This is a genomic window from Ktedonobacter sp. SOSP1-85 (assembly GCF_016587415.1).
Classification (GTDB): domain Bacteria; phylum Chloroflexota; class Ktedonobacteria; order Ktedonobacterales; family Ktedonobacteraceae; genus Ktedonobacter.
In genome coordinates this window covers 2,243,883-2,265,513 of the sequence record NZ_BNJI01000001.1, presented here as the reverse complement: position 1 = coordinate 2,265,513, position 21,631 = coordinate 2,243,883, and the positions used below count along the sequence as shown (strand labels likewise).

16 protein-coding genes are annotated in these 21,631 nt (G+C 56.8%); 9 read left to right on the top strand and 7 right to left on the bottom strand.

The window, feature by feature from the left end; translation table 11 throughout:
• Nucleotides 1-103: 103 nt before the first annotated feature.
• Complete coding sequence (locus tag KTE_RS09475; protein ID WP_201380501.1) at nt 104-3,331, bottom strand: FtsX-like permease family protein; 3,228 nt, start codon at nt 3,329-3,331, stop codon at nt 104-106.
• 300 nt (nt 3,332-3,631) lie between these two features.
• Nucleotides 3,632-6,688, bottom strand: coding sequence for an FtsX-like permease family protein (locus tag KTE_RS09470; RefSeq protein WP_201380500.1), 3,057 nt, complete (start codon nt 6,686-6,688; stop codon nt 3,632-3,634).
• Between the two features lie 307 nt (nt 6,689-6,995).
• Between KTE_RS09470 and KTE_RS09465 the strand changes: the two genes are divergently transcribed.
• The 4 genes from KTE_RS09465 to KTE_RS09450 all read left to right on the top strand — a co-directional run bounded on the left by KTE_RS09465 (nt 6,996) and on the right by KTE_RS09450 (nt 10,181).
• Nucleotides 6,996-7,211, top strand: coding sequence for a hypothetical protein (locus KTE_RS09465; RefSeq protein ID WP_201380499.1), 216 nt, complete (start codon nt 6,996-6,998; stop codon nt 7,209-7,211).
• Between the two features lie 209 nt (nt 7,212-7,420).
• Nucleotides 7,421-7,777, top strand: coding sequence for a DUF2089 domain-containing protein (locus KTE_RS09460; protein WP_007907440.1), 357 nt, complete (start codon nt 7,421-7,423; stop codon nt 7,775-7,777).
• A 4-nt stretch (nt 7,778-7,781) separates the two neighbouring features.
• Complete coding sequence (locus KTE_RS09455) at nt 7,782-8,183, top strand: hypothetical protein (RefSeq protein ID WP_201380498.1); 402 nt, start codon at nt 7,782-7,784, stop codon at nt 8,181-8,183.
• A gap of 120 nt (nt 8,184-8,303) precedes the next feature.
• Nucleotides 8,304-10,181 (top strand): hypothetical protein, encoded by a 1,878-nt coding sequence (locus KTE_RS09450; RefSeq protein ID WP_201380497.1) that lies wholly within the window; start codon nt 8,304-8,306, stop codon nt 10,179-10,181.
• A 97-nt stretch (nt 10,182-10,278) separates the two neighbouring features.
• Here KTE_RS09450 and KTE_RS09445 read toward each other — a convergent pair whose 3' ends face one another.
• Nucleotides 10,279-11,532 (bottom strand): cysteine desulfurase-like protein, encoded by a 1,254-nt coding sequence (locus KTE_RS09445; RefSeq protein ID WP_201380495.1) that lies wholly within the window; start codon nt 11,530-11,532, stop codon nt 10,279-10,281.
• A gap of 428 nt (nt 11,533-11,960) precedes the next feature.
• Here KTE_RS09445 and KTE_RS09440 point away from each other — a divergent pair, with 428 nt between their 5' ends.
• From KTE_RS09440 to KTE_RS09425, 4 genes are all read left to right on the top strand, one after another.
• Nucleotides 11,961-12,929 carry an aldo/keto reductase gene (locus KTE_RS09440; RefSeq protein WP_201380492.1) on the top strand — a complete coding sequence of 323 codons (969 nt, stop codon included), beginning with the start codon at nt 11,961-11,963 and terminating at the stop codon, nt 12,927-12,929.
• A gap of 236 nt (nt 12,930-13,165) precedes the next feature.
• On the top strand, nt 13,166-13,843 hold the full coding sequence (gene ung, locus KTE_RS09435) for a uracil-DNA glycosylase (protein ID WP_201380489.1): 678 nt from the start codon (nt 13,166-13,168) through the stop codon (nt 13,841-13,843).
• A gap of 103 nt (nt 13,844-13,946) precedes the next feature.
• Nucleotides 13,947-14,870 carry an FGGY family carbohydrate kinase gene (locus tag KTE_RS09430; protein WP_201380487.1) on the top strand — a complete coding sequence of 308 codons (924 nt, stop codon included), beginning with the start codon at nt 13,947-13,949 and terminating at the stop codon, nt 14,868-14,870.
• Nucleotides 14,867-15,454 carry an FGGY-family carbohydrate kinase gene (locus KTE_RS09425; RefSeq protein ID WP_201380485.1) on the top strand — a complete coding sequence of 196 codons (588 nt, stop codon included), beginning with the start codon at nt 14,867-14,869 and terminating at the stop codon, nt 15,452-15,454. Before KTE_RS09430 ends, KTE_RS09425 begins: the two co-directional genes overlap by 4 nt.
• 95 nt (nt 15,455-15,549) lie before the next feature.
• On the opposite strand, the gene KTE_RS09420 is transcribed toward KTE_RS09425, so the two are convergent.
• The 4 genes from KTE_RS09420 to KTE_RS09405 form a co-directional block, all read right to left on the bottom strand.
• Nucleotides 15,550-17,313 (bottom strand): FAD-dependent monooxygenase, encoded by a 1,764-nt coding sequence (locus tag KTE_RS09420; protein ID WP_201380483.1) that lies wholly within the window; start codon nt 17,311-17,313, stop codon nt 15,550-15,552.
• Nucleotides 17,310-18,584 (bottom strand): beta-ketoacyl synthase, encoded by a 1,275-nt coding sequence (locus KTE_RS09415; RefSeq protein ID WP_201380481.1) that lies wholly within the window; start codon nt 18,582-18,584, stop codon nt 17,310-17,312. Before KTE_RS09415 ends, KTE_RS09420 begins: the two co-directional genes overlap by 4 nt.
• A complete protein-coding gene (locus KTE_RS09410; RefSeq protein WP_201380479.1) occupies nt 18,568-19,893 on the bottom strand; it encodes a beta-ketoacyl synthase in 1,326 nt (441 codons plus the stop codon). The genes KTE_RS09415 and KTE_RS09410 overlap by 17 nt, the downstream gene beginning before the upstream one ends.
• Nucleotides 19,894-19,998: 105 nt before the next feature.
• A complete protein-coding gene (locus KTE_RS09405; protein WP_201380477.1) occupies nt 19,999-20,916 on the bottom strand; it encodes an alpha/beta fold hydrolase in 918 nt (305 codons plus the stop codon).
• 223 nt (nt 20,917-21,139) lie between these two features.
• Between KTE_RS09405 and KTE_RS09400 the strand changes: the two genes are divergently transcribed.
• Nucleotides 21,140-21,625, top strand: coding sequence for a nuclear transport factor 2 family protein (locus KTE_RS09400; RefSeq protein WP_201380475.1), 486 nt, complete (start codon nt 21,140-21,142; stop codon nt 21,623-21,625).
• The last annotated feature ends 6 nt before the right edge of the window (nt 21,626-21,631 follow it).

Sequence of the window (21,631 nt, the reverse complement as noted above, 5' to 3'; positions counted from 1 at the left end):
AGTGTATGATATTGATCTCCCCTCCTGTTTTCTGGGCAAGGGGGAAAGGAATTTGGGGACACCCCAAACCCCGTCATGGGCTCTGCCCCTGGACCCCGTTCGCTTAGTCCTGGTTGAGGCGCAGGACCTGTCCCATGGAGGGGCGCGATACCGTGCGGATCATCAGGCCGAGCGCGACAAAGAAGAAAATCACGAGCACGCCAAAAGCCAGAAAGAGCGTCGAAGGAAAGGTTGGCTGCACTGGAATGATCTGCTGCAACGCGTAAAAATCTGGCAGTGAGAGGGTGCTCAGGATGCCGATATTCGGCACGCCGCTAAAAACCAGGTTGGGGACCAGGGTCAGCGAGAGCAGCATACCCGCCAGAATTCCCAGAAGCACACCTGTTGTGTAGATCAGGCTTAACTCCCAACCAAGCACACTGGCGACCTGCCCCGGTGAGGTTCCCAGGGCGCGTAAGACGGCGAAGTTTGCCAGGCGTGGGCGTACGCTCAGCAGGGAGGCAAGCAGGTCGCCCACGATAGCCAGCAGGAGCGCTATGATGGTACCCACTTCCAGGATGCCCAGCAGGTTCAAGCTCAGAGGATCGGTGCGCAGGCTATTGAAGATCGCACGCCGGTCATAGACGCCCTGCGTATACTGTTGCGAGCCCAGTCGATCACGCAGAGAACCGCGCAAATTGGCGAGCTGGGTGGCATCATCAGTAGTGTGCAGCCAGAAGTAATTCGGGGCCAGAGGCTTGCCTCCACTGGTAAAGCCGCTGTCCCGCGCCTCTTGCTGATAGGCCTTCAGGTAGGTTTGATAATCGACGATGACGCCCGCTGAAGGCTGCGTCTCGTTGGGCAGACCTCCCTGCGTACTATCATTGACAGTCGGAAGGTGCTCTACCTTGCCCACCACCACGCATTTCAGGTCAGCAATATCCAGGTTGCTGACTTGAATCGTAAAGACAGAACCCATATGGAGATTCAGCCGATCCCATGCCAACTGGTCAACGTAGGCCGGAACGGCTCCCTGTGGTCCATGAGGCGAGCGTAGCTGCTGCATCATCGTCGCGAGTTGTGGTTGATCGGGCCAGTAGGCGGTCGCGGCAAAGGTACTGGTATCGACTGCGCGTACCTGAAAAAGCGAGGTGGGGCCGCTGTTATTAGCGGTATTAATCGCGGCTGGACCCGCGAAACCGATGCTGGCGGCGCTTACGCCTGGAAGCTTTGCGTACTCTTTTTGCTGCGTCTGTTGGGGTGGGATATAGGTGCCATGTACTGGCAATGGGCCGCTAAAGTCCGCACCTGCCTCATAGCTCGCCAGGCTCTGGGCGTGCTGGTTCTGCGTCGCCGTGAAGACGCTGGTAAAGATGGTAAAGGCCAGGGCCAGCGCGAGCAAGAGAATCATGCGCACGCTCTGTCCGGGCGCGCGTGAGATCTGAGCCAGGGCCAGCATCGAAGACGCGCTCTTCCCTCGCCCTGCCAGGCGAGCAGCCAGGTTGAGCAGAGCCGGGTAGAAGCGGAAGAAGAGCAGGACCGCGGCAATGATCAGGAAGAGGGGGGCTGCCAGGGAGAGGGGCGTTGCGATGAGGGACCTGGTGCGCACATCGAGCAGGCTATTCAAGCCGCTCAGGTAGGTCGAGACCCCAAAGCCACAGAGCGCTACAATCGCGGCCACAATATCCAGGTGTAGACGCTGAATCAGCCCCCGGCGCGTGGAGCGAGAAGACTCACGGCGCGTCGCCAGGACATCCATGTTTCTGGTGCCATAGAGCGCGATTGCCAGAGTGAGAAACGAGACCAGGGCCACAAGCAGCGCGTAAGGAGCGATCAGTTGGAGTATCTCACGCTGGCGCTGGGAAAGCACAAGTAAGGCGCTCAAATCGGTGCTGGCAAGCTGACTACGTGCCAGGAAGTAAGCCGCGATCATCGCCAGGATTGGACCACTAAGCAGCGCGAGAATGCAGAGCCAGAAGCCCTGGGTTAACAAAGCGACATAGACCTGCCCTCCACTGGCTCCCCGGCTGCGTAGGATCGCGATGGTATCACGCTGGCGCTCAATTAATAACCCTGACATCATGCTAATGAAGAACAGGATCAGAGCAATGATCTGCGCTGAGATGATCGCTACGGGAAGCTGCACGACCGAGAGGCGATTATGGTACTGATCGACCACACCGGGCGCATCCTGACTACTGAAGAGCGCGCTGGTCAGAAACATGGAGTTGACATTGGGTATGGAGGAGCTTCCTTGAGAATTGGCACTGAAGGGATTGGTATAGGTATCGTGTCGTGAAAGCAGGTCGCCATGCTGGCGCGTCATATCGGATTGCAGTCCTGAAATATTACTTGAGAAGCTGTCAAACTGGGTGAAATCGACTCTCTGGGGATCGACGCGGTAAGTCCAGGTTTCGTCAGGTACTGAAGAAGTGGTGATATGCGTTAGATACGCGGCACTTTGGTTATAGAAGAAGGAGACATAGGAATAGGCCTGGTCGATATGGTGCGCCTGTGCGAACTGGTCATAGGGGGTGAGCAGGAGTTCATTGGCGCTCAGGAACTTATAGACGGGAATGTCGCGAGCGCCTACGGAATGTATGTCTGGTGTGAAGTCGTTTTGATGCCAGTAGGCGCGTTCTGTCTCAGGGACCGCGAAGATCCCGACCACGCGCGCGGGAAAGTTTAGCGTGTATGTATGCTTATTGATTCGAGCCTGGAGGCCTTCAGGCGTTGAGATATTTCGCGACACTTCCTCAAAGGGGGCATCCATAACCGTTGTGGTCAGGGTCAGGGATGAACCAACAACAAGTTTGTTGATGCTGGCAGTATCCGCTGTCAGAATAATCTCATACTCTTTACTATGTACATTGGGGAAGCGGCCAGAGAGTAGGTGCAGATGCTTCCCATCTTGAGGGAATGAGGCGGTATAGTTAGTTAATTCATAGGAGTTGCCGGCAGGGAGTTTGGGTGAGGCAACAGAGATACTGCTTGAAGAGAACATCAGTGATGGCTGATCTGATATATAAGGGCCAAGGTGCTGGCGCATCAAGGGATCGAGTGCCTTATAGTTCGCCTGTAGGGTCTTGCTAGAGAAGCCCGCTGGATTGAGCCCCAAGCTTACCTCGGGTGTATTCACCGTTGTACTGAGGATGCCACGCAGGCCGGCGGTTGTCGTTATGGTCGAATAGAGTGGAATGGTGCAGGCAATCGCGATGGCCGAGATGAGTCCAAGTGTAATAATGAGGAGGAGGAACCAGGTGCGGCTGAGACTCCAGAGCGCCAACGTCACGGCTGGCGGCGTTAGCGTGCGGTTACTCGAACGAGGCGGTGCATGAGTAATACTGGACATCGAGCAGTTCCTTTATCTAGTACTTCCTATCCGAACACCCTGAGCGCGAAGCGCTAGACACGCAAGTGAAGGCTTGCCGTGCCACCGCTTGCCCCCGAATGGGGATGGGTTTCGGAATAAGATCTTAGAGGTGATGGCAGGCTTGCAATCAGGAGTTGTAGGCGGCAGTGCCTGAACGCCAGGAGTCATAGATAAGTACGTCCTGTCCCATAAAAATCTCACGACAAGCAAAAAACTTACGGTTAAAAGAAGCTAGAGTAATGCCAGGCTGCACGCCTGGCATTACTCTAGCTTCTTGCTTTAATCTTCGTTCAGGCGGAGCATGTGAGAGAGCGTTGGGCGTAGCACCAGGCGAATCATCATCAGGATTGCGAGTACGCAGATGGCAATGAAGAGGCCCAGCGCCAGCCAGAGCGAGGAGGGATAGATGATGTGTGTTGGCACAATATACTGGAGCGCATAAAACTCGGCGCCTCCTAGATAGGTATTCTCGCCACTCACGGGAGTCGTGGTAAAGACGAGGTTGGGCACGACCAGCAGTGCCAGGACCACCGCGAAGAATATGCCCAGCACCAGCGCGGTGCCGTAGATCGTGCATTGCTCCCAGAAGAGCACCTGGGCAACCTGGCGGGCGTCGGTGCCTAGCGCGCGGAGAACCGCGAAGTGGGTCAGACGAGCGCGCGCGCTCTGCCAGGCCGCGACAAAATTGCCGAAAAGCGCGAGAACAAAAGCTGTGACCGTTCCAATCAGAATGAGTCCCAGCAACTCCAGGGTCTGCGGATCCTGGTGCAGGGAATCAATCATCGCACGCCGATCCTCGATGTTGACCAGCGATAACATGGGATCGCTCAAGGCATTGCGGAGCGCCTTGAGGGCTGTGCTTGAGTCCTGGGAGCGCATCCAGATCATATTAGGGGTCGTGATCTGTCCGCCGTCCTGTACCTGGTAGCGGTTCATCGTCTCATAGTCAATCAAGACGCCGCTGGGCAGAGGATTACTGAGGTTAAAGGCGGCATCGGTGCTATTGTTAAGCGACTGGATATGGTCGACGCTATCAATAATGACGAAGTGTAGCGTTTGATCGCCGAGTGAGGCCCCATTGATACTGAAGGTACTGCCGACATGCAGGTTGAGATTATTCAACGTTGAGGTATCAACGATGGCAGGAATGCCATCTTTGAAGTTTGCGTTTGTGCTCTTCTCGGCTAATTCATGCATAAGAACTGACAGCGACTTGCTTGAATTGGACGATTGCCAGAGTGTGGTTTGCGCAAAGGTCTGGCTATCGATGGCGAAGAGGCGACCGGGAGTCTCGCCGGTGAGGGTTCCGTCATTAACATAGCCGATGGAGAGCGAGGTGACGCCAGGAAGTGAGCGGTAGCGAGCATAGGTATCTCGCAGCGGCTCTTCGGCGAGGTCGGAGATCTGGGCGGAGAAGTCGGACATCGTCTGATAGTTCGTGACATCGGTCAGGTGTGTATCCTGGGTTGTGGCAAAGATCAGCGACATAAAAGCGAAGGCACAGGCCAGGGAGAGGAGCAGGATCATCTGCAAGGCCCGTTGTGGCGAACGCGTCATCTGGGCGAAGGCCAGCATGGGCGCTGCTGATTTCCCCCGCTGAGCCAGGTGTGCCACCAATTTGAGGAGAAGCGGGAAGAGACGCAAAAAGAGCAGCATCAGCGCAATAACCAGGAAGATGGGCACCAGGATGCGCAGCGGTGAAATTACCAGCAGGTAGGTGCCAATGTCGAGCAGGCCCGGGAAACTAGAGGTATAGAGAACCAGGATATAGGCGACAAGCGCGACTACCAGGAGAATGACGTCCAGGTAGAAGCGCTGCCAGAGAGGTGCCTGTGAGGCACGCGCTGCCTGGCGGCGCTGATCAAGAATATTGCTACGCAGGGCTTGCTGAAGGGCGAAAAACATAATGACAAGGCTGATGAATATGGCCCCAAGCGCATAGGCCGGGGTAAGAGAGAGTACGGGCAAGGGATTGGGCCAGAGCACATTGAGCGCATCCAGTGTTGAAGTGGGCAGGAGGCGCGGAACAAAGAACGCGACCAGGGCCAGTGCGAGCAAGGGACCCAGCAGTAAGGCCAGCAGGGCCAGGATCAGGCATTGCGTGGCCAGGGTTAGAAAGACCTGGCGCCCGCTGGCTCCCCGACTACGCAACATCGTAATCGTGCTGGCTTGATGCTCAACAAGCAGAGAGGTCATAATTGCCACAAAGTAGAGTACGAGGGCCGCGATCGCACCTGAGATAAGGAATATCGGAATATTGGAGACCGAGAGGCGGTTTTGTAAGCGCTCTAGAATCCCTGGCTGATTGTAATAGGAGATCGCGGCCCCGCTCAGAAAAATGTTGGAGATATCCAGGGCCTGATTATTGGCATTGCTACCAAATTTATTAGCGTAGATGGCCTGCAAGAGATGTAGCCGTTGCTCCAGGTCAGAGAATTGTAGAACCGAGATCTTTGAGATATCGAAATGCCGGTACCAGTAGAGGGAAAAAGGTTTCTCTAAGACGAGCTGAGAGCCTGGGACCTCGTGCGTAGCCAGTCGATCGGCCTGCTTAAGGAGAGCCGGAAGCGAGAGCAGTAAGGGATAATGGATATTCTTAGGCGGGTCACCCTCTGCGGTGGGATCAAGCGTGTCTCCATGCCAGTAGGGATCGTTCTCGAGCGTTTGAAAAATGCCCACGAGACGAAATTGCAGGGGGCGCGGTGTATACTTTGTGGGATCTGGGCTGCTATCCAATCTACTATTGAGGGTTGTGCTGAAGAGGGTGCCGATATGCAGCGGCTCTTTGGTCAGTTCGTGCGCCGTCTCTTGTGAAAGCGCGATTTCGAGAGGCCCGGACGTGTTTTCCTGGGGGAGGCGCCCCTGAAGGATCTTTAGATGGGAAGATGTCTCTGGCACGTTGACGCCCGTAAGAGTAAACGTCGCGACATGAGAAATAGGATGAGGCGAGATAACAGGCAAGTTGAGCAATTGTAAAGTTGCTTGCGGAGGAGCGCTGGTTAAATAGGGGGACATCTGTTGCGTAAAGGGTTGCCCCAGTTGCTGGCTTTGTTGGGCGTACCTGGCGCTGGCAAGGGTCCTGGAACTGACCTGGACCATAAGTTCTGAATTTGAAGGTGTAGCGCGTAGCAGATCGCGCAGAGCCGCCGTCGTCGTAACGACTTGAAGGACAGGGAGGGCGCAGACGATCATAACTGCGCACACTGTACCCAGGCCAGTCATAAAGAGCATAAAGGCGCTGTAGCGTAGACGCCACAGCGCCAGAGTAATCATAGAAAGAAGCTCAGACTGTTTAGAGTGTGGTGTCATGAGGCGTGGCCTGGTAAGTGTCGTCATCTCGATATCCTTCGCCTTACAAGGTGTCTATCCTGACTCATAGATGCATTCTCTTATGTATACGAATTTTTCGCTGCAATGCTCACGATGGGAAGACCTGCTTTTCCCCTCTCGATTGAAATAGCAGCGGGCAATGCCAGACTGTAAAAAATATCTCTGTTTTAAGCGATTATTGTCAATGCCTTGATTTTAATTGCCAAATATATTGACATTTATTGTTGTTGGATGGTATTATTGCCATGTGGTTAATAGAAAATTCTAGTCAAGTGCAAATATTCGTTAGTCACAAGGAAAGGACGTGTTAGTGATGGGTATGCAGAGGCCAGAAGAGATGATGGCGTTGCGCTATCAGGAACTACAGGCGATGGCGGAGCAGTGTTGCTATAGCGATGCCGTGGCACGCCTGCGCGATCCAGGTATGGGTCGGCGTGCCATTGCCGGGATGGGGCGCCGTGTCGCCGCCCTGGGTCGCAAGATGGAGGCCATGGGAGCGGTTAGAAGCTATGAACTCTTCTTGCGCTAAGGCAAAGAAGCCTTGATCGGTAGCATCATTCCCATTTGGGGCGCCTTAACAAAAGCGGTCTGGCAGTGTAAACACTGAGCTAGCAAGTATTTGCACGTGTACGATCCACAAAAAGAACCATATTCCATGTCTCTGGCAGGCCATGGCAGCAGGTTGCGAGCGCACCTGCGCAAGTCGGAGCGTGGCGAAATGAGGAGAGAGAAACGCATATGCATCCATTGATTACACGGGATCCCGTTAGTGGAAATGAACTGGTAGTGACGCGGCTGGAGTGCCCCGAGAGTGGTATTGTGATTGAAGGTCAATTTAGCCTGGGATGGATTGGCCGCTTGACGCGAGAGCAACTGGACTTTGTGGAGCTTATGGTCAAGTACCGGGGGAACATCCAGAAGCTGGCCGCTGAAATGAATGTGGCCTATAACACGGCGCGTAGCCGCCTGGATGAGATCGTCGCCGCGCTGGGTGGAACTCCAGAGGAGACGCGCGTCGACCGCCGGGCTGTTCTCGACCGCCTGGCTTCCAAGGAGATCAGTGTTGAGGAGGCGATGCGCCTGCTGAAGGGATAGCGCCATGGCTGCGACAAAAGACGAGCGGGAGCAAATTCTGCAACTGGTCGAGACAGGCCAGCTCAGCTCCAGGGAGGCCAGCGAACTCTTTGATGCCCTGGAGGACGAGCAAGAGCGTCATGACACGCGTAGCCTGCTCGCAAGCAGAAGAGATCGTCTGCTACGGGTGCGCGCGACCACGCTGGGAACCCAGACGAAGGCTGGTAAACAGCGTGTGCATGTAACTGCGACGATACCAGTCAGCCTGGTGCGGGCGGCCCTGCGCCTCGGTGTACAGGTGTTGCCACAGCTCAAAAGCAACAGCATAGAAGATCTATTGAGTGCGATTGACCGTGGAGCGAGCGGGCGTCTTTTAGATCTGCAAGACCTTGAGAACGGCGAGCGTCTCGAGATTTTTATTGAGTAACTGCCTATCCGGAAACCTGAGCGCGCTTGTCCCCGAATGGGGGAAGCGCTAGCCGCGCCAGCGGCGCCGCGCCCCCGAATGGGGGTTGGTTTCCGCATAAGAGCTAAGAGGAGCATTATTATGGAGCAGACATTCGCGGCAAACGGCATCCAGCGTATCGTTCTTATAGACATCTGGAATGATGTAAGTGTGCGTGGCTGGGGCGAGCAAAACATCAAGCTGGAGGCGGATGGACATGTTGAGAGTGTGCAGCCCGAGGGGGACACGCTGACCATTCGTGGCAGTTCCGACGACCTTGAGCTATGGGTCCCTTATGAAAGCTCGATCAGGATCAATAACGCCCATGGCGATACACTGGTAAGCGATGTGCAACGTGTGGAGCTGCGCCAGGTAGGCGGCGATGTCGAGATTACCAAAATTCATGCCGAGGCGTTGCTGGAACACATTGAGGGGGACCTTGAAGTTAGCGAAGTCCACGGCGACGTCACCTTAAGAGAGGTACAAGGTGACGTTGAGATTCACAATGTCGCGACCCTACGGGCGGAAGGAGCGATCCAGGGAAGTCTGGAATGTGAGATCGCGCGCCTGGTCGAATTGCAAGAGGTCCAGGGTGATGTGGAGCTCAGAGCGGTAGGTGAAGTGAGTGCACGCCATTGTGCGGGCGATTTTAGCGCTACAGGTATCGATGGCGCATTGAGGCTGGCAGATGTTGGGGGAGACCTGGTAGTTCGTGGCTTCCTGAGCTTGCAGGCCAATAATGTAGGTGGAGATGTCTTAACCGAGGGGAATGGCGAGGTCACGGTTGGCAACGTAGGTGGGGATCTTGAGGCTAAGGGGGCTTCACAGCTCCAGGTGGGGAACGTCAGCGGAGATTGCGCGCTGCGTGGTATCTCAGGTGAGGCGAAGCTGGGCATGATCGGCGCAGACCTGGACGCGGTTGGGGTTACAGGAGAGCTTGCCTTTAGCGAGGTTGGAGGTGACGCTACACTTAAAGCCATTCAGGGGAGCGTCAAGGCGGGCAACATTGGTGGCGACCTTACCTTGCAGGCCAATTTTCCGCCAGATAGTGTGACCCAGTTGCATGTTGGCGGTGATGCCGCCATCACTCTGCCACCTCAGCCTGACCTGACCCTGCGCGCGTTTGTCGGAGGCGATATCAGTGGGCGCGCCGTCGTCGCGAGCCGGGCTGGTAATCAGGTAAACCTGGTCTATGGCAATGGATCGGCGCATCTGGATCTGCATGTGGGTGGAGATCTCAGGTTGCGTGGCAACGAAGATCCGCGTAGCAGCAGTAGCGCGGGTGGAGCGTGGGATTGGAGCGACTTTTCCTCTGAAATGGCGCGTATGGGCCAGGAGCTAGGCCATGATATCTCACGCATGATAAACGATGCCCTCGCGCAGACAAACGAGGAGCAGATGCGCCGGGCACGCGGTTTCGCCGAGAAGCAGGAACGCATGGCTGAGCGTATGTCACGCCGAGCCAGCAGGCAAGCTGAGCGCGTGAATATACGCATCAATAATCGCGAATGGCATATGGATCGTGGGCGCCTGGAGCGCATCATGGACCAGGCGCGTAAGGCCACAGCGGAAGGCGTCTATGGAGCACTGGACGCGGTAGAGCAGGCTCTGAGAAACCTGCAAATTCCCGTACCACCTACACCATCGACACCTCCAGCGCCACCACAGGGGGCTCCCATACCTCCCGTACCCCCGGTGCCACCAGTGCCAACAATACCGTTGGTAACCCCGATACCGCCTGTGACCCCGATACCGCCCTTTTCTCCTGAGGGTGACCAGGAGCACGTCGAGGCTCCCGATGAGCGGAGCATGCCTGAGGTGCCCGTGGCTGCCGGTGAGGTTGAAGAAGAGGAGAAGGTTGGTACCCCAAAGGCTCCAGTGAATGCCGAGCAGGAGCGCCTGGCGATCCTACGCATGATCGCCGAAGGTCGCGTCTCGCCCGAAGAAGGCGATATGCTGCTTGAAGCCCTGGGAGAGTAAGCGCCTGAAGCGGCACGACGCTACTAAAGTACGCGTCTACATATAACGGGTATATGTAGACGCGTACTTTAGTAGCGTCGGCCAGGCAGCACATCATCTATTTCTTTAAAGCACTCAGTGTCTGAGCCAGGCGCTCGATCTCTGTGTGGGTGTTGTAGTGCGCGAGTCCGACGCGTAGCAGGCCGCCCTGTTCTTCCAGCCCCAGGCGTGCCATCACTTCAACGGCGTAGTAGTTGCCGTTCCAGACATTGAAATGCTCGATGGCGAGCTGCTCCGCCAGTTCGCGTGGTTGCCAGCCTTCCAGAGAGAAGGAGAAAGTGGGAACGCGCTCTTGCAACCGCTGTGGATCGGCAATGCCGTAGAGCTTGAGGCCGGGCAGTGGTGTTAGCGCCTGCAAAATGGTCTGGCTCAGCTCGTTTTCGTAGGCGTTGATGACCTCCATGGCCTGGCGTAGAGCCAGGCGCCGTCCCGTGAGTAGCTCCTGGTGCTGATGCGTGAACGAGGCGCCAAAGGTCGTACCAAGCCAGGCCAGGTACTCCAGGCAACCCAACAGGCCAGCGATCGACTCAAAACTCTGCGTGCCCGTCTCAAACTTTCCGGGAGGCTCGTTATCGGCGGGACGGACCTTGTAGGCCTCCAGCTTTTGCAGCAGCTCATACTTTCCATAGAGGATGCCAATATGCGGACCAAAGAACTTGTAGCCTGAGCAAGCTAGCAGGTCACAATCAAGCTCCTGCACGTCGATAAAGCGATGCGGTGCATATTGGACTGCATCGATAAAGCAGAGCGCGCCAACCTGGTGAGCCAGTTCAATGGCACGCTTGACATCGTTGATGGTCCCCACCGCGTTTGAGGCGTAGCCAATGGCGACTAGCTTTGTACGCGGTGTGACCTGGCGTTCCAGGTCCTGCATATCAAGCGTACAATCCTCTGGATGAATGTCTACCCAGCGGATAGTACATCCTCGGTCACGGGCAATGAGCAGCCAGGGGGCAATATTGGCGTCATGGTCCAGGCGCGTGACAACGATCTCATCGCCGGGCTGGAGCAGAAGCGCGATACTCCGGCTGATATGGAGGGTCAGGCTAGTCATATTCTGCCCAAAGACAATCTCCTCTGGGCGTGCGGCATTGAGAAAATCGGCCATGGCCTGCCGGGCCTCGTAGACCACAGAGTCTGAGCGCAGGCTGGTCGTAAAAGCCCCGCCGTGATTGGCATTGGTATTGAGTAAATAGTGTTGCATGCGGCGCAGCACATCCTGCGCGATCTGCGTTCCACCGGGATTGTCAAAGAACACCGTTTCATTATTGAGTGACGGGAAGCGAGAACGTACCGCCTCGATATCAAGCATAGAAACCTCCAGTAACTAGCGATCAGTCAAGCCCTTCATTCTATCACGCTCAACATCCTATCACGCCCAATATCAGGAGATTCTTCGCGTCAACGGCACTCGGGGTAAGGGATGTTGGTGGAGTCATAGGCCTGCTAGGCCCTTGCGCAAGTTTGCGAGAAAGGGGTCCAGGGGCAGCGCCCCTGGCGGGGTTTGAGGCTTCCTCTCCGCTCACCTGAGCCGAAAGGCTAGCTGCGAAGCAGCGTTGGTGAGCGGAATAAGAAGCCAGTCCCCAATTCCTTTTCCCTCTTGCTGCTGCAGGCGGCAGAAACAACGTATATATGGCGTTCGTTAAGACATATAGGCCCATATCTGTAACATGGAAGAAGAGCACCCCGTGTAGAAAACAGTATGGTATGAGAGTGCTTAGAAAGAAGGTTAGAGAACGCATGCATACGCGACCGTTTGGAAAGACTGGCATGGAGATCACTCCCATTGGCCTGGGTGCCTGGGCTATTGGCGGCGGCAACTGGCAATTTGGCTGGGGTTCGCAGGATGATAATGAGTCAATTGCGACCATCCACCGCGCCATTGACCTGGGGGTCAACTGGATCGATACGGCGGCCGTCTATGGCCTGGGACATGCCGAGGAGATCGTTGGCAAAGCCCTTCAGGGGCGAGGTGAGAAGCCTTATATCTTTACCAAGTGTGAGCGCACCTGGAATGAGCGGCGCGAAATTGTACCCAGCTTAAAGGCGGCCTCGATCCAGCGCGAGGTAGAGGATAGCCTGAGACGCCTGGATGTGGATGTCATCGACCTCTATCAGATCCACTGGCCACAGCCGGAGGAGGATATTGAAGAGGGTTGGAGCACGCTAGTAAAGCTCAAGGAGCAGGGCAAGGTGCGTGCCATTGGCGTCTCGAACTTTAACGTTGAGCAGATGGAGCGCTGTAAGAAATATGGACCCGTAGAGACATTACAGCCCCCATACTCGTTGCTCAATCGCGATGCTGAGAGAGATCTCCTACCCTATTGCGAGCGCGAAGATATCGGCGTTATCGCCTACTCACCCATGCGTTCAGGCCTGCTCTCGGGCCGCATGACGAAAGAGCGTGTCGCGCAGATGCCCGATGACGACTGGCGTAAGAATGATCCTGATTTCCAGTCTCCCCGCCTTGAGCGCAACCTGGAGTTGGCGAAGATGCTCACCGAAGATATTGGTTTTCCACATAACGTGGGGGCGGGCGTCGTCGCCATTGCCTGGGTCTTGAGCAATCCAGCAGTAACCGGTGCGATCGTTGGCGCCAGGCATCCAAACCAGATCGAGGATCTGTTGCCTGCCGCCGAACTGCGCCTCAGCGAGTTAGAGCTAGATCAGATTGAGCAATTCATGCAGAAACACCCGGTCCAGGCCTAATCTGGGTGTGCCGCACACCCAAAAACAGGGATAAGAAGTGTTGTGGCGGGAGGCTGCCGCTGGCAGCCTCCCGCCACAACACTTCTTATCCCTGGCGAGCGCCGCAGGCGCGAGAGGCCATTAACTAGTACGTCTGGGGGTAACCGCTATTCAAGAGAGCATAAAGAAGAGTAGAGTAGAGGGTATTACCAATACTCATCGCGACATATTACAAGAGAGGATGTTGTAGCGTCATTATGCTCATTAATATTCCTGAGAGCTGGCATGAAGTGCTCAATGGTGAACTGGCGAAGGACTATTTCAAGAAATTAGAGGCGTTCGTGGATAACGAGCGGGCGCATTATGAAGTCTTTCCTCCAGAAGAAGATCTCTTCTCGGCCCTGCGTTTGACCCCCTACGACAAAGTCAATGTACTCTTGCTGGGACAGGACCCCTATCACGACAACAACCAGGCGCACGGCCTCTGCTTCTCGGTGCGTCCAGGCATTAAGCCCCCACCCTCGCTGGTCAACATGTTCAAAGAATTGCGCAATGATGTCGGTTTTCAAATTCCGAACAATGGCTACCTGGTTCCCTGGGCGGAGCAGGGTATCCTGATGCTCAATGCCGTACTGACGGTGCGTGCCCACGAACCCAATTCGCATAAAAATCACGGTTGGGAGAAGTTTACGGACGAGATTATCCGGCGCGTCAATGCCAAGGATGACCAGGTTGTCTTTGTACTCTGGGGTGGTTACGCCCAGAAGAAGAAGGCCCTCATCGACACCACTAAACATCGCATCATTGAGTCGGCTCATCCCTCGCCGCTCTCAGCGCGCAACGGTTTCTTTGGCAGCCGCCCCTTCTCCGCCATCAACTCCGCCCTGCGCGAAGCGGGCAAGCCAGAGATCAACTGGCAGTTGCCTAATTTGTAGTAATATGAATAGTGTAGAGGAAGCTGTCCGGCGCTGCTGGCGTACGCCAGCAGCGCCGGACAGCTTCCTCTACACTATTCATTACCCCGAGAGGTGAAAGACCATGATTGAGAACCAGCAAGCATATATTGCCCCATATGTCCTGGCGCTTGATGTCGGTACCTCTTCGACACGCGCTCTGCTCTTCGACGCCAGGGGACAGGGAGTCACAGGCATTGGATCACAAAAAAAGTATCAATTGACGACCAGCCATGACGGCGAGGCCAGTCTCGATGCGGATATATTGACGGAGATCGTTGCTGCTACCATTGACGAGGTGTTGCATCAGATGGGGACGCGGGCCAGCGAGGTCAAGGCCGTGGCTCTGGACACCTTCTGGCATAGCCTGGTCGGCGTAGATGTCCAGAATAAAGCGCTCACACCGGTAATCACCTGGGAGGATACGCGCCCGGCCTCGATGGTGCAAACACTGGGCGAGCACCTGGACGAGCAGAAGGTACACCAGCGCGTTGGCACCCGTTTTCATGCCAGCTACTGGCCAGCGAAGTTAACCTGGCTGGCACGGGAGCAGAAAGAAGTGTACGGCAGGGTAGCGCAGTGGATCTCCTATGGTGAGTACCTGCATCGCATGTTCCTGGACAAATCGGTGTGTAGCCTCTCGATGGCCTCGGGCACGGGGATGCTCAACATTCGTGAGCGGGCCTGGGATGGCGAACTGGTGCAATATTTAGGGATCAAAGATGGGCAGTTGCCACAGCTTGGCGACTATAAGGATGGGATTACAGGGCTGACGGGCGCATATCAGCAGCGCTGGCCGCAGCTACAAAAGGTGACCTGGTTCCCCGCCCTGGGCGATGGCGCGGTGGCGAATGTCGGCTCAGGCGCGACAACGCTGGGATGTTGGGCCTTGACGATGGGTACCTCCAGCGCGATTCGCGCCATCGTGGAGCCGGAGCAGGTCGTTCCCTCCATGGGTCTGTGGCTCTACCTGGTCGATGGTAAGCGGGCCGTTGTTGGGGGGCCTTGAGCCAGGGCGGGAACGTACTCGCCTGGTTACGAGACACGCTGGGCCTGGAGGATCTCAAGCAAGCGGAACAGCTTGCGCAAGCCGTTGAGCCAGATGGGCACGGCCTGACGATCCTGCCCTTTATTTCGGGCGAGCGCAGCCTGGGCTGGCAAGGTTCGCGCCGCATGACGATTGCGGGCCTCTCGCTACATACGACGCCAGGTATGTTACTGCGCGCAGGTATCGAATCCCTGGCCTATCAGTTAAAGCAGGTCTATGATGAGCTGCATCGCGTGCTCCCGCTTGAGGAGCAGCATGTGCCGCAGGTGATCTGCAATGGCGGAGCGGTCCTGGGTATGCCATTGATGCAGCAGATTCTAGCCGACACACTTGGTGCGCCGATCTATCCCTCACGTGACTCCGAAGCCTCCTCGCGTGGTGCAGCCCTGCTGGCGCTTGAGGCGTTGGGCCTGATCGAGGATATCACAAAGGTCAAACCCAACCTCGGGGAGAGCAAGACATCAAACGCGAAGCTGGGCCGTATCTATCAGCAAGGGCTGGCACGCCAGCAGAAGCTGTACCATATGCTGCAAGAGCCCCTGTAGGGGCAGAGCTTGCTCGGCCTCCGAGCGCAGCGACCCCCAGCGTTCGGGTGTCGGCCTGCGGGCCGGGCGAGTCCATGCCTGCATAGACCCTACAACTATAGGTCCAGCAGACGTAGCAGGCGTTGCGCGAACGCGGTTGCTTCGTCGGTGCGGAAAACCCCGAGGATGTAGCGGTCGGGGCGCACCAGCAGGTAAAGATCGTGTTGTCCCTGAAAAAGGGCCTGCAAGGAGCCATCAAGATCATAAGCTGGTGTGAGGTGAGGTGGAATGTGCCGCTCCGAGGGGACGTGGCGCAAGCGTGGAATGAGCGTAATATAGCGAGGCTTAAGGTGTGACCAGGCGGGGTGCTGCAAGGGGTCCTCCACCAGGCCCTCCTCGGGGGCGAGCCGGATGAGGCTAAAACCCGGGCCAAGCAGGTCATCCAGGGCCAGGGGCTGATGCGCGCAGGTGAGCATCTGAGGTTGGGGCAGGTAGGAGCCGGGCAGGTGACGAAAACCTGGCAAGCGCGTGGGCAGGATGAGCCCATGGCTATAGCGGGGCTGCGGCTTGACGCGCATCTCGCGTAGACTCTCCGTAAATGCCGGGATGCGTGCTATGACTCCTCGCAGGAGGAGATCGCGCAGTAGTGCGACCACGCGGTTGGTGGGCATGATGATTCTACCCAGGGTGGAGGAGAAGAGAATCATCTCACGGATGTGTGGCACACGCTCGCCCTGGTAGCTGGCGAGGATCGACTGGCCCGCGCGCCGCTGGAGAACGAGCGCGACCTTCCAGCAGAGATTATGCACATCGCGCAGGCCGCTATTCATGCCTTGTCCACCAAAGGGCGGCATCAGGTGCGCGGCATCGCCGAGCAGGAAGACGCGATGATGAGCGAGGCGTGAGGTCATGGTCGCATAGAAGGTGTAGACCGCTTTGCGAGAGATCTGTGCTGGCTTCCCTGCGGACCAGTGTCGCTGGGCTAGCCGCGATTGCCTAATAAGCGACTGGATGCGCTCCTCGCGTAGCATATCCTCGCTCTGTTCCTGCGGGTGCAGCATAAACTCCCAGCGGCGGCCCTGAGCGGGCGCGGGTACCGTCACCGCGGGCCGCGTGGGGTTGCAGAAGAAAATAATGGCGTTCGTGGGATCATCGTCCTCGACACAATCCACGACCAGCCAGCGCTGGGGGGTCTGCCTCGCCTGTACGGGTTTCCTCAGTCTCGCTGCCAGGGGGAGAAGTGCCTGGCTTAAGGAGGGGGCGTGCATGCTGAGTGCGAGGGCATGGCGTACGGGGCTACGCCCTCCATCACAGGCCAGTAAGAAGGCGCACCGCACCTGGATCTGTTGCTCGCCTGGTGTGCGTAGGGTGAGCAAGACCTCGTTCTCGCTCTGCCTGAAGTTGAGCAGTTCATGTTGGAAGCAGACATGCACATGTGGGAAGCGTGCAAGCCCCTGGAGCAGGGCCTGCTCGAAGGTTGGCTGGTGAAAGGTTGAGATCAAGGGGAAGCCATTGCGCTGCTGGGTGGGGGCCACGCGCGCGAGGAGATGAGGTCCTGAGAGATAGTGTGCCTCTGTCCCCAGGCGCATAGAGGGCAGAAGTGCATCGCGTAGTCCTATGGCCTGGCAGAAGCGCAACCCCTCGTCATCAATCGAAATGGCGCGTGGAAATGTGCAGAGCCCCTCGTTGCGCTCTATGAGCAGTGTCGAGACGCCGAGCAGGCCCAGGAGATTGGCGGCCGCCAGCCCGGTTGGACCGGCCCCCACAATGATGACCGAGCTATAGGCTGGTAGCTTGCCTGAAATGGGTGTGTGCCGAGGATGATCTCCTGGATCATCCTCGGCGCTCTCTTCCTCCAGGTGTGGTTCCTCTTGCATCATGGTTCCCGTGTGAATGCCAGGACAACATTGGAGCCGCCCAGGCCGCGGCCTGCGACCAGCACCCCCGAAGATGCGTCCTTGTGCTCGATAGGTCGGGCCTCATTGCGCACCAGGTTCAGGTGGTAGCGTGGATCGGGATCATCACAGTTGAGCGTTGGGGGAATCACTCCATGCTTGAGGGCCAGGAGCGCGGTCAGAGCGTCAATGGCCCCGGCGGCTGCATAGCTATGGCCAATGCTGGTGCGGGGAACGCTGACCGGGATGCGCTCGCTCTCGGCATCAAAGGCCAGTCTGAGAGCCTCGGCCTCGCCCTGGTCCGAAGCGGGATGCGCACGTCCATCGAGCTGTACATAGGCCAGGTCGGAGGTTTGTAGCCTTCCCTGGTTCATGGCCTGGCACATGGCGCGTGCGTACTGGGTGCCATCACTGGAGGGGGCATGCAAGCCCTGGGCCTCATTGGTCTGGCCATAGCCGACGAGTTCGCCATAGATGGTTGCGCCACGGCGGCGAGCGTGCTCATACTCTTCCAGGATACAGATGCCCGCACCTTCGGCCAGAATCAGACCTGCGGCTCGTTGATCGAAGGGCCGATAGGCATTCGGATCATCGCTCGTCGTGCAAACGCCCTGCTGGGCCAGGACGCGCAGGAGTAGGGGATGGAGGAAAGCTTCGCAACCGCCAGCGATAATCATATCCGCGGTATTGCGACGAATGGCTCCGGCTGCCATGCCAAGCGCATTGAGACCGCTGACTGCGTCGTTAACGGGCGTTTTACAGTAGCCCTGGATGTTATAGCGAATAGCGGCCTGCCCAACGTTGGCCACATTGAGCCAGGCGATAGCTGTATAGGCGCTGACAAAGCGCGGCCCCCGCGTGTAGAGCGTATGTAATTGCTTAAGAACAAAGTCTACCCCACCCATGGCATTGGCGATGACGGCCCCTACGCGGCGTGGATTCTCCTGCGCCAGGTCGAGTCCAGCATCCATAATAGCTTCCTGGATGGCGGCAAAGGCGAAGTGCGTCATACGATCCGTGCGATTGGCGAGCTTGCGGTCAATATAATCTTCAGTCACGAAGTCGCGCACGGCCCCCGCTACCCAGAGAGGCAGGTTGGCATGTGCGTAACTCTCATGTGGCTCCAGGCGCGTGATGCCTGAGATACCATCGCGGCTGGCCTGCCAGAAGTTGGCGGTTCCAATACCATTAGGGGCGACCACACCCAGACCTGTAACCACTACCCGGCGTTGCTGATTATTAGCCATAATTTTCATTACCCATAGTTTCTTTTAGCCAGTCAGGTTGAGCGAAGACGAGGACGCTATTGACTCCGCCGAAGCCACTAGAATGAGAGAGCGCTACGTTGACGGCGCTTGCGCGAGCGACATTGGGAACATAATCAAGGTCACAGAAAGGATCGGGATGCTCCTGATTGAGGGTTGGGGGCAGCAATTGTTGATCGATAACCATGGCGGTCACGACGGCCTCAATCGCGCTGGCGGCTCCCTGGGTATGCCCGATCATCGACTTGGTAGCACTGATGGGTATTTTATAGGCATATTCGCCGAAGAGTGCCTTATAGGCCGCGGTCTCCGCGATCTCATTAGGCGGCGTCGAGCTACCATGCGAGTTGATGTAGCCAAGATCGGAGAAGCGCAGTTGGCAATCCTCAATCGCCTGCTCCAGGAGATGGTGCAGGGGCGCGCCATCGGACGGCAAGGCTGTCATATGATAGGCGTTGCTATTGGTGTTAAAGCCGATAATTTCCGCGTAGATGTGTGCACCGCGCGCAAGGGCGGCCTCGCGCTCCTCCAAAAGAAGCATGCCGGCGCCTTCGGCCATGACAAAGCCGTCACGTTTATGATCATAGGGGCGCGAGGCCTGTTCGGGTGTATCGTTATAGATGGTGCTGAGGGCACCCATGACGCAGAAGACGTCCAACCCTATGGGGCTGATCGCGGAATCCGTCCCCCCGGCCAGCATACGCTCTACCTGTCCCTCCTGAATAAGCCAGTAGGCTTCGCCGATGGCATCCGCGCCCGCTGAACAGCCAGTCGCGATCACCGTGCTGGGACCATGCAACTGATGATGGGCGGCGACGCTCATGGCGGAGGCGTGTGTCATCAGGGACGTGGCGCTAATGGAATCGTCGGCCAGTCCATGGAGACCGTCTTTGGTAAGTTGTAGCCAGAGCCGCTCGCCCTCTTCTACATAGGACATCGCGCTCCCCACGTAGACACCGAAGTGTTCGCGCTCCTCCTGTGTGAGAGAAGACGGAAGGCCCGCGTCTTGCCAGGCCAGATTGGCCGCTGCGACCGCGAATTGGGTGCAGCGATCCAGGTGTGTCATCTCCATAGGGGTGAGTCCCAGGCGTTGCGGCTCAAAATGCGCGACTTCGCCGGCGATACGTACAGGGAGGGTGCTGGCATCGAAGCGTGTGATGTGGCGAATACCCGATTGACCAGTCACGCACGCCTGCCAGAAATCGTCTTTCCCAATCCCATTGGGAGCGACAACCCCGAGACCTGTAATGACGACCCGGCGTCTGGAAGGGGCTGAGGAATAGAGCTGTAGGTCATCCATAAAAGATTCTCCCTCTAACCTGACTCTCTCAGACACAAATGCCTGAGCAAAGAGCGCTTTGAACCTTGAAGAAGGATCACTATAGGGACAATAGTCAAGAGAGTGTCACAGGGTCTGTGATTGTGGTAGCGGGCTTTGTGGTTTTTCTCCTTGTAGAAAGGCCTCAATGAGTGGCGTGACGACCTCGGCCTGCGAATACATAAAGAAGCGCTCTGCTCCTGGTACCACGTGATACGCGGCACAGTTAGGCAATTGCTTCGCCATCCAGCGCGTCTTGTATTCGGGGGAGAGCGCGTCATCGGCGCGATTGATCAAGAGCACAGGCATCGTGAGTGCTGAGATGCGTTGGCGCATCTCAAAATAGTGGATGACAGGCAGAACTGAGTACTTATAAACGAAGGGCCAGCGCGCGATTTTTTGAAACTGCTCCTCAATGAGATGGCGGGGCAGGGCAGGCCTGGTTGTGTTGTCTGGCGCGTGAGCCATGATATAGTTAATGACGGTACGGCGCAGAAACGCGGCGGGGAGTATATACTCGACAGGAAGGCGCACATATAGCTCATGGAGCAGCCAGATGAAGGGATGGGGAGCGATCTGGTAGTCGGCCCCCTGCGCGATGATAGTGAGCGAGCGGCAGCGTTGGGGGTAGCGTGCGGCAAACTCGAGCAGCACCATAGCGGCATCTCCATGCGCGAGCAGGTCCACCTGGTCGAGATGTAAGCCATCGAGGACGCCCCGAAGCTCCTCAACACGAGCGGCCAGGCTGATGGCCTGCGTGGTGCGTGTCTCGCGCCGGCGGTAGAGGATCACGCGTCTCTGCTGGCTAAGCGCGCGTACCTGGCGCGCATAGACGAACTCCAGGTGTTCAAGAATGGGAACCATGACCAGGGGCGTGCCCTGACCGTGATCGATAAGAGGAACGTCAAGGTTGCCAATAGAGGTACGTTGCCATAACGACTCAATATATGCGACATCCTCGTGAAAGGTAGCATCATCGATCTGGGCTGCGGTAAGAGCACTCAAGCAAAACCTCCCTGTCCGACACTCCATACTCCTGGTAAATAGAGTGATATCTATGTGATGGACAGCGTGCTATTTCAATAACACTGCCCAATCGCTTTTTCTTGCTTAGTATATAATACGACAAAGGCACGAATGAAAGTATGAGTGGTGTAACACCTCTCCTGTGAGGTGCCTAACAGAAAAAGGATGAGCTGGTATTTAAAAAAGGATGAGGTGTTAATAGATGAACGAGAATGCGGCGGGTTTATCGCACCCCACAGTGCGGCAGTGGATTACGGCCTTCAACGCACATGATGTGGAGGCTCTGGTGGCTCTCTATGCGGCGGAGGGCGAGCTATTTGATAGTGGTATGCCAGGTCCACGCCGTGGTAAGAACCAGATCGAGAACTGGTTTCGCTGGCGCTTCCGCAGCACGCCAACTATTGCCTATACAGAGCAGACGACCAGTAGGCGTGAAGAGGATACCTTTGAAGTGACCTGGATAGCCAGCGGGATTGGTCCCCGAGTCCTGGGTCTAGGTGGCAAGCCCTTTCAGTCTCCAGGGAAGAGTGTCTTTGTGCTCAAAGAAGAGCAGATCTGGCGCCAGCAGGGAAGCTATGACCACCTGGCCGTAATCCGGCAGATCGTACCCATATTGAACGTCTTGCCGAGGGCTGTAGCCGAGTGGATCTACAGCCTATATCTGAGGCGCAATGGCGTCAAACAATAAAGAAGG

Excerpts from the sequence above, each read along its gene's own strand:
- KTE_RS09450 (WP_201380497.1), top strand. The coding sequence starts at position 8,304 with ATGGAGCAGACATTCGCGGCAAACGGCATCCAGCGTATCGTTCTTATA.
- KTE_RS09465 (WP_201380499.1), top strand. The coding sequence starts at position 6,996 with ATGGGTATGCAGAGGCCAGAAGAGATGATGGCGTTGCGCTATCAGGAA.
- KTE_RS09420 (WP_201380483.1), bottom strand. The coding sequence starts at position 17,313 with ATGATGCAAGAGGAACCACACCTGGAGGAAGAGAGCGCCGAGGATGAT.
- KTE_RS09475 (WP_201380501.1), bottom strand. The coding sequence starts at position 3,331 with ATGTCCAGTATTACTCATGCACCGCCTCGTTCGAGTAACCGCACGCTA.
- KTE_RS09415 (WP_201380481.1), bottom strand. The coding sequence starts at position 18,584 with ATGAAAATTATGGCTAATAATCAGCAACGCCGGGTAGTGGTTACAGGT.
- KTE_RS09460 (WP_007907440.1), top strand. The coding sequence starts at position 7,421 with ATGCATCCATTGATTACACGGGATCCCGTTAGTGGAAATGAACTGGTA.
- KTE_RS09400 (WP_201380475.1), top strand. The coding sequence starts at position 21,140 with ATGAACGAGAATGCGGCGGGTTTATCGCACCCCACAGTGCGGCAGTGG.
- KTE_RS09430 (WP_201380487.1), top strand. The coding sequence starts at position 13,947 with ATGATTGAGAACCAGCAAGCATATATTGCCCCATATGTCCTGGCGCTT.
- KTE_RS09455 (WP_201380498.1), top strand. The coding sequence starts at position 7,782 with ATGGCTGCGACAAAAGACGAGCGGGAGCAAATTCTGCAACTGGTCGAG.
- ung (WP_201380489.1), top strand. The coding sequence starts at position 13,166 with ATGCTCATTAATATTCCTGAGAGCTGGCATGAAGTGCTCAATGGTGAA.
- KTE_RS09440 (WP_201380492.1), top strand. The coding sequence starts at position 11,961 with ATGCATACGCGACCGTTTGGAAAGACTGGCATGGAGATCACTCCCATT.
- KTE_RS09445 (WP_201380495.1), bottom strand. The coding sequence starts at position 11,532 with ATGCTTGATATCGAGGCGGTACGTTCTCGCTTCCCGTCACTCAATAAT.
- KTE_RS09410 (WP_201380479.1), bottom strand. The coding sequence starts at position 19,893 with ATGGATGACCTACAGCTCTATTCCTCAGCCCCTTCCAGACGCCGGGTC.
- KTE_RS09470 (WP_201380500.1), bottom strand. The coding sequence starts at position 6,688 with ATGACGACACTTACCAGGCCACGCCTCATGACACCACACTCTAAACAG.